This is a genomic window from Loktanella sp. DSM 29012 (genome assembly GCF_900110705.1).
GTDB lineage: Bacteria > Pseudomonadota > Alphaproteobacteria > Rhodobacterales > Rhodobacteraceae > Loktanella > Loktanella gaetbuli.
This window is the reverse complement of sequence record NZ_FOEJ01000006.1, coordinates 140,483-146,915: the sequence shown is the minus strand read 5'-3', so window position 1 is coordinate 146,915 and position 6,433 is coordinate 140,483. Positions and strand designations below refer to the sequence as shown.

At 60.3% G+C, this 6,433-nt stretch carries 4 protein-coding genes and 1 tRNA gene; 1 reads left to right on the top strand and 4 read right to left on the bottom strand.

From position 1 onward, the window contains the following. The first annotated feature begins 160 nt into the window (after positions 1-160). On the top strand, positions 161-364 hold the full coding sequence (locus BMX27_RS14515; RefSeq protein ID WP_090160721.1) for a metallophosphoesterase: 204 nt from the start codon (positions 161-163) through the stop codon (positions 362-364). 733 nt (positions 365-1,097) lie between these two features. Here the strand turns inward: BMX27_RS14515 and BMX27_RS14510 are convergent. The 4 genes from BMX27_RS14510 to BMX27_RS14495 all read right to left on the bottom strand — a co-directional run bounded on the left by BMX27_RS14510 (position 1,098) and on the right by BMX27_RS14495 (position 6,406). Then, positions 1,098-4,754 carry a vitamin B12-dependent ribonucleotide reductase gene (locus tag BMX27_RS14510; RefSeq protein ID WP_090160719.1) on the bottom strand — a complete coding sequence of 1,219 codons (3,657 nt, stop codon included), beginning with the start codon at positions 4,752-4,754 and terminating at the stop codon, positions 1,098-1,100. Positions 4,755-5,286: 532 nt separating this feature from the next. Next, positions 5,287-5,363, bottom strand: a tRNA-Pro gene (locus BMX27_RS14505). Positions 5,364-5,411: 48 nt separating this feature from the next. Then, entirely contained in the window at positions 5,412-5,882 is a 471-nt protein-coding gene (locus BMX27_RS14500) for a DUF192 domain-containing protein (RefSeq protein WP_256212579.1), read from the bottom strand. Beyond that, positions 5,882-6,406, bottom strand: a complete 525-nt coding sequence (locus BMX27_RS14495; RefSeq protein ID WP_256212578.1) for a cold-shock protein — start codon at positions 6,404-6,406, stop codon at positions 5,882-5,884. The genes BMX27_RS14500 and BMX27_RS14495 overlap by 1 nt, the downstream gene beginning before the upstream one ends. Positions 6,407-6,433: the final 27 nt, after the last annotated feature.

The following is a 6,433-nucleotide window of genomic DNA, read 5'->3' as shown; positions in this document are numbered from 1 at the left end:
TGGACATCACGACAGCCTCTCTTCCCAGCCGCCTGCTACCAGGGGCCGTCGATCCGGGTGTCGAGATCTTCGCCATCGGTGATGTGCATGGCCAGACGGCAGTGCTGGCGGCGATCCTGTCGGAATTTGCTGACATGTCACGTAAGCCTGACAGCGGCGCATGATCGTGTTCCTTGGCGATCTGATTGATCGTGGCCCGGACAGTATCGGCGCAGTTCATCTGGCGATGCAGGCGACGACCCTCAACCAAGCTGACGAAGTCGTTCTGTTGCCAGGCAATCACGAGCTACTGCTGGTGCAGGTGCTGGACGGCCATGATCCGGACCTTTGGCTGATCAACGGCGGCAAGACGGTCATGGCATAGTTCGACCCCGCCTGGCCTGACCGGCCATGGGCAGAGGCACTGGCCGAGCTGCGCGCAGCATTCCCGGCTGATTGTTTTCTGTCGATTGATGTTGCACCATCGCACCTGCGTCTGGACAGCTTGATCTTCGCCCATGCCGGCCTCGATACAGAGCAAGACCGGAAAACCTTCCTTGGTCGCGGAGGCCAGATGGATGACACGCACTGGGCCACCATCCGACACGAATTCACCACATGGGACGGCGGCTGGGATATTGATGCCGAGGGAAGGCCGACAAAAGGACCCACGGTGGTCGTGCATGGACACACGCCAGCTATCCGCACGTCCCTTTCGGAGACCCAGCGGAGTTGACTCAGATTGACGGGATCGACGGCTACCGGGCGATCTGCCTTGATGCCGGGGCCGCCTACCGTCCCCAGATCGGTTGGCTTTTTGTAAAAAAGGGGCCCCCTTGGGGGCCCCGTTAGTTTCGCTTATCGGGCTCGTAGTTTTACCGCTCGAAGTTTTTTGCCTGTGGCCCGATCCGCGCCGTAAGCAAGCGCACTCACTCCGGATTCAAACTCCGTCATCGCTCTCGTGGCACACCAATCGTAAAACGCGTGCCAATCCCTTAACGCGTCATGCAGAACCGCTCGGTCTGCTGGACAAACCGACCATTTCTGGCCGATTTGCCCGTTTTTTGCCCGTGGCTGGGAAGAACTATGCCCGCCGCACCATCGGGGCTCCCTAAACTTTAGCTACAGCCGGATGTCCCGCCGCAGGTGTTGCACTTCATGCAGGTGCCGTTGCGCACCAACGTGTAGTTGCCGCATTCGCCGCAGGGGTCACCCTCGTAGCCCTGCATCTTGGCCTTGTCGCGGGCCGAAATCCCCGTGGCGACAGCGGCGCTGCTACTGGCCTGTCCCATCGCGGATGCGACCTTGGCCGTCATCTCGGGCACCAGCGTTTGCAGTGCGGCGACGGTTTCATCCATTGCGGACTGACCGCCCTGGAGCACCACCAGTTCCTGCGGCATCCGCTTGCGCAGGTATCCGGTCGAGCTGATCTGCTTGAGCACCTCCAGGCTGCGGCTGGCAGCGGACTCGGTCGGCGTCTGCACGTTGGTCACACCTTCCTCGACACCGCGGCCGATGTCGTCGAATGCCGCACCCTCTGGTTTGACATGCGCCAGATCGGTCCGGTCGAGGTAGCTGACCGCCAATTCGCGGAAGATGTAATCCAGGATCGAGGTCGCATTCTTGATGCTGTCGTTGCCCTGCACCATGCCGGCGGGTTCGAATTTCGTGAACGTAAAGGCGTCCACGAATTCCTCCAGCGGCACGCCGTATTGCAGGCCCACGGACACGGCGATGGCAAAATTGTTCATCATCGCGCGGAAACCGGCACCTTCCTTGTGCATGTCGATAAAGATCTCGCCCAGCTTGCCGTCCTCGTATTCGCCGGTGCGCAGATAGACCTTGTGACCGCCGACAATCGCCTTTTGGGTGTAGCCCTTGCGGCGCTCGGGCATCTTTTCGCGGTGCGACTTGATGATCTCCTTGACGATGATCTTTTCGACGATCTTTTCGGCCAGCACCGCAGCCTTTTCGTGCTGCGTGCCGGTTTCCAGGATCTCGGCGGCCTCGTCGTCGTCCTCGACCAGCGATGCGGCGAGCGGTTGGCTCAGTTTCGATCCGTCACGGTACAGCGCGTTGGCCTTGATCCCCAGCGACCACGACAACTCGTAGGCCTTTTGACAGTCCACGATGGTGGCGTCGTTGGGCATGTTGATCGTCTTGGAAATCGCGCCAGAAATGAACGACTGTGCGGCGGCCATCATGTGGATATGGCTGTCGACCGACAGATACCGCTTGCCAATCTTGCCGCAGGGGTTGGCGCAGTCGAACACGCTGTAGTGCTCTTCTTTCAGGTGGGGCGCACCTTCCAGCGTCATGGTCCCGCAGACGTGGGCGTTGGCCGCCTCGATGTCTGCCTTGGTGAACCCAAGGTGGCGCAGCAGATCAAAGGTCGGGTCGTTCAGCTTGTCCGCCGGGATGCCCAGCGTGCCAGTGCAGAAATCCTCGCCCAGCGTCCACTGGTTGAACACGAACCGGATGTCGAACGCGGCCTTCAGCGCGCCTTCGATCTTGTCGATCTCGGCCTGACCGAAACCATGTCCCACCAGTGACGTGTGGTTGATCCCCGGTGCCTGACCGATGGATCCGTGACCCACGGCATAGGCGATGATTTCCTCGATCTGGCTGGTGCGGTAGCCCAGCTTTTCCAGCGCGGCAGGCACCGACTGGTTGATGATCTTGAAATAGCCGCCGCCGGCCAGTTTCTTGAATTTCACCAGCGCAAAGTCCGGCTCGATCCCCGTGGTGTCGCAATCCATCACCAGACCGATGGTGCCGGTGGGCGCGATCACGCTGACCTGCGCGTTGCGGTAGCCATGCTTTTCACCCAGCTCCAGCGCCGTGTCCCAGGCCTCGACGGCCAGCTTTGGCAGGCGGGCGTCGGGGCAGGACTTGCGGTCCAGCGGGACAGGCTTGATCTCGAGCCCTTCGTAGCCGACCAGTTTGCCTTTGGCCGCGTTGCGGTGGTTGCGAATGACGCGCAGCATGTGCTGTTCGTTCTTGGCGTAACCGGGGAATGCACCCAGCTCTCCGGCCATTTCGGCAGAGGTGGCATAGGACACGCCGGTCAGGATCGCGGTCAGCGCACCGGCCATCGCGCGGCCTTCGTCGCTGTCATAACCCAGACCCATGTTCATCAGCAGACCGCCGATGTTGGCATAGCCCAGACCCAGCGTGCGGAAATCATAGGACCGCTGCGCAATTTCCTTGGACGGGAACTGCGCCATCAACACGCTGATTTCCAGCGTGACGGTCCACAGACGCGTGGCGTGGATATAGTCGTCTGCCTGGAATTCGCCGTTTTCGTAGAACGTCAGCAGGTTCATGGACGCCAGGTTACAGGCGGTGTCGTCTAGGAACATGTATTCCGAGCACGGGTTGGAGCCGCGGATCGCGCCATCCTCCGGGCAGGTGTGCCAGGCGTTGACGGTGTCGTGGTACTGGATGCCGGGATCGGCGCAGGCCCATGCGGCGTGGCCGACCTGTTCCCACAGATCACGCGCCTTGATGATCTTGGCGACCTCGCCGTTGCGGCGGTTGATCAGTTTCCAGTCGTCGTCGTTCTCGACCGCCTTGAGGAAGGCGTCGGTCACGCGAATGGAGTTGTTCGAGTTCTGGCCGGAGACGCTGGAATAAGCTTCGGAATCCCAGTCGGTGTCATAGGTTGGAAATTCGATGCTGGTGTGACCCTGCTTGGCATAGTCCAGCACACGCTTGACGTAGGTCTCGGGGATCGCGACCTTTTTTGCTGCTTTAACAGCAGCTTGCAGAGCAGGGTTCACCTTGGGGTCATAGGCGTCCTCGGCGGTGCCGTCCCACGCCTTGATCGCGGCAAAGATCGCGTTCAGCTTTTCTTCGTGCATCTTGGACCCGGCGACGATGCTGGCGACCTTCTGCTCTTCCAGCACCTTCCAGTTGATGAATTCCTCGATATCGGGGTGGTCGGCGTCGACGATCACCATCTTGGCCGCGCGGCGTGTCGTGCCGCCCGATTTGATGGCACCCGCTGCGCGGTCACCGATTTTCAGGAACCCCATCAGGCCGGAGGATTTGCCACCACCCGATAGCGCCTCACCCTCGCCACGCAGGGACGAGAAGTTGGTGCCGGTGCCAGAGCCGTATTTGAACAGTCGCGCCTCGCGGACCCACAGGTCCATGATGCCGCCCTCATTGACCAGATCGTCACCGACGGACTGAATGAAACAGGCGTGCGGCTGGGGGTGTTCGTAGCTGGAGGCGGATTTCGTCAGTTCCTTGGTTTCGAAATCGACATAGTAGTGCCCCTGTGCCGGGCCATCGATGCCGTAGGCCCAGTGCAGGCCCGTGTTGAACCACTGCGGGCTGTTGGGTGCTGCGCGCTGGGTCGCCAGCATGTGGCGCATTTCGTCGAAATAGGCGCGCGCGTCTTCTTCGGTGGTGAAATAGCCACCTTTCCAGCCCCAATAGGTCCAGGCACCCGCCAGACGGTCAAACACCTGCTTGGCACTGGTTTCGCCGCCGAACGTGGCGTCGTCAGCGGGAACGGAACGCCACAGGAATGCGGGCACGCCCTTTTCCTTGACCTTTTTCACGGCCGACGGGACGCCTGCCTTGCGGAAATATTTCTGGGCGATGACATCGGACGCAACCTGTGACCATGCCTTGGGGATTTCACAGCCTTCGAGTTTGAAAACCACGGTGCCGTCCGGATTGCGGATCTCGGACGTGGCGCTCTTGAAGGCGATATCCGCGTAGGCGTCCTGTCCTTGGGTCGTAAAGTTGCGTTCAATTTTCATGGTCGATCCCTTTGTGCCCTGCCGCGCTGCGGCCCTGTCTCAATTTGCGTGCGCCCGCGCCTGCAGGCCCGTTCAGCCGATGCGTCAAAACGGACTTGGCCAGGTTTTCACCCAGCTCTCACGCTCAACGCTTACCGCTTAAACTGCACCAACCGGACACTACATCTAGTGCGATTGGTGCCAGCTCGCACAACCTGACGTACATGGGGGGAGAGGGTCAACGGATTTATTTACACAAAATCAGCTTTTTCCTGATTGACCAAAAGGCAAAGCCGAGGGCGAAAAACAGCCCACCGATTCATGCGCAGCTTGTCCACAATTTCATCCACCGAACGGGTCAGAACTCCGTCAGGGTTTACGGTGACTTAGGGTCAGTGGTTAACGCAATGTTTACTTTTGACGCCCAAGAATCGCGCAACTTGGATACAACAAGGTGTCCGTGCAAATGGGTCACACACAAGATGATGTGTCATGCCCCACAGGGGACGAATCGCGACCGGGTGTCGCGGTCCTGTTCATGATGTGTGGATGTTGGTCGGGGCGATAGGATTCGAACCTACGACCCTCTGTTCCCAAAACAGATGCGCTACCAGGCTGCGCTACGCCCCGAACCGTCGCCACCCATAAGGGAGGCCACGACGATTGAAAAGCCCGAATTTACGGATCGCACGGTGCCACGGGATCCGGGCCGATCGCTGGATGCTGCAACACGTCGCCCGCATCGATCCCCAATCGCTGTGCAAGCCCACCGTTGATTTCCAGAACATACTTGATGTTGTCCCCACCAAAGATGGGTGTTTCGTCCAGTGGTACCGCCTGCGGATGGATATGGCTGATCGTGCCATCTTCGGCCGCAAAGATCATGTCGAGCGGGATCAGCGTGTTGCGCATCCAGAAGCTGGCCGGTTGCGGCGCATCATAGACAAAGATCATGCCTTCCATCGTGCCCAGTTCGGCGACATTCATCAGCCCCTGCGCGCGTTCGGCGTCGTCATCCGCGACATCCACGGCGAACCGTGCGCGACCGAAATCACCCAGCACGGTGACAACGGCAGGATCGCAGCTTGCTGCGATGGCATCGGTTGCCGGCATCAGCGCCAGCGCCACGATCGTCAGTGTCAGTCGCATCAGATGTCCTCGCCCAGATCCCAAGATTTGATTTCGACCGCCATGCGGCCGCGTTCGCCCTGCATGACCCTGATCGCGATCGCCTCTCCGGCGGTCAGCTCGGCCAGGCCACAGCGGCGCACCACCTCGACATGTACGAAAATATCATCCCGCGCACCAAACACGTTTGCGAAACCGAACCCCTTGGCCTTGTCGAACCATTTGACCCGCGCCGGCAGCAGGGGCATCTGCGCGCGTTCGGCATCGGTCAGATGTTCCAGATCGTCCAGTGGCGCACCGCTACCGCTGGCCGGAGGTGTGATGGACAAAATCCGTTCGGCCTGATCCCCGCGCGGGGTGCTGACCACTGTCATACGCACAGCGCTGCCTTCGGAAATAGAGGCCTGCCCGTAGTTGCGCAGCACGTTCGAATGCAGCAGCACATCGGGTCCACCACCGTCGCGGACCACGAAACCGAACCCCTTGCCCGGATCGAACCATTTGACGGTGCCCGTCATCTCCTCGCCGGTCTTGTCGACCTCCATCAGACACACTCCTGTTTCATGCTCGTG

Coding starts and splice junctions, on each gene's coding strand:
- BMX27_RS14515 (WP_090160721.1), top strand. CDS start 161: ATGATCGTGTTCCTTGGCGATCTGATTGATCGTGGCCCGGACAGTATC.
- BMX27_RS14510 (WP_090160719.1), bottom strand. CDS start 4,754: ATGAAAATTGAACGCAACTTTACGACCCAAGGACAGGACGCCTACGCG.
- BMX27_RS14500 (WP_256212579.1), bottom strand. CDS start 5,882: ATGCGACTGACACTGACGATCGTGGCGCTGGCGCTGATGCCGGCAACC.
- BMX27_RS14495 (WP_256212578.1), bottom strand. CDS start 6,406: ATGGAGGTCGACAAGACCGGCGAGGAGATGACGGGCACCGTCAAATGG.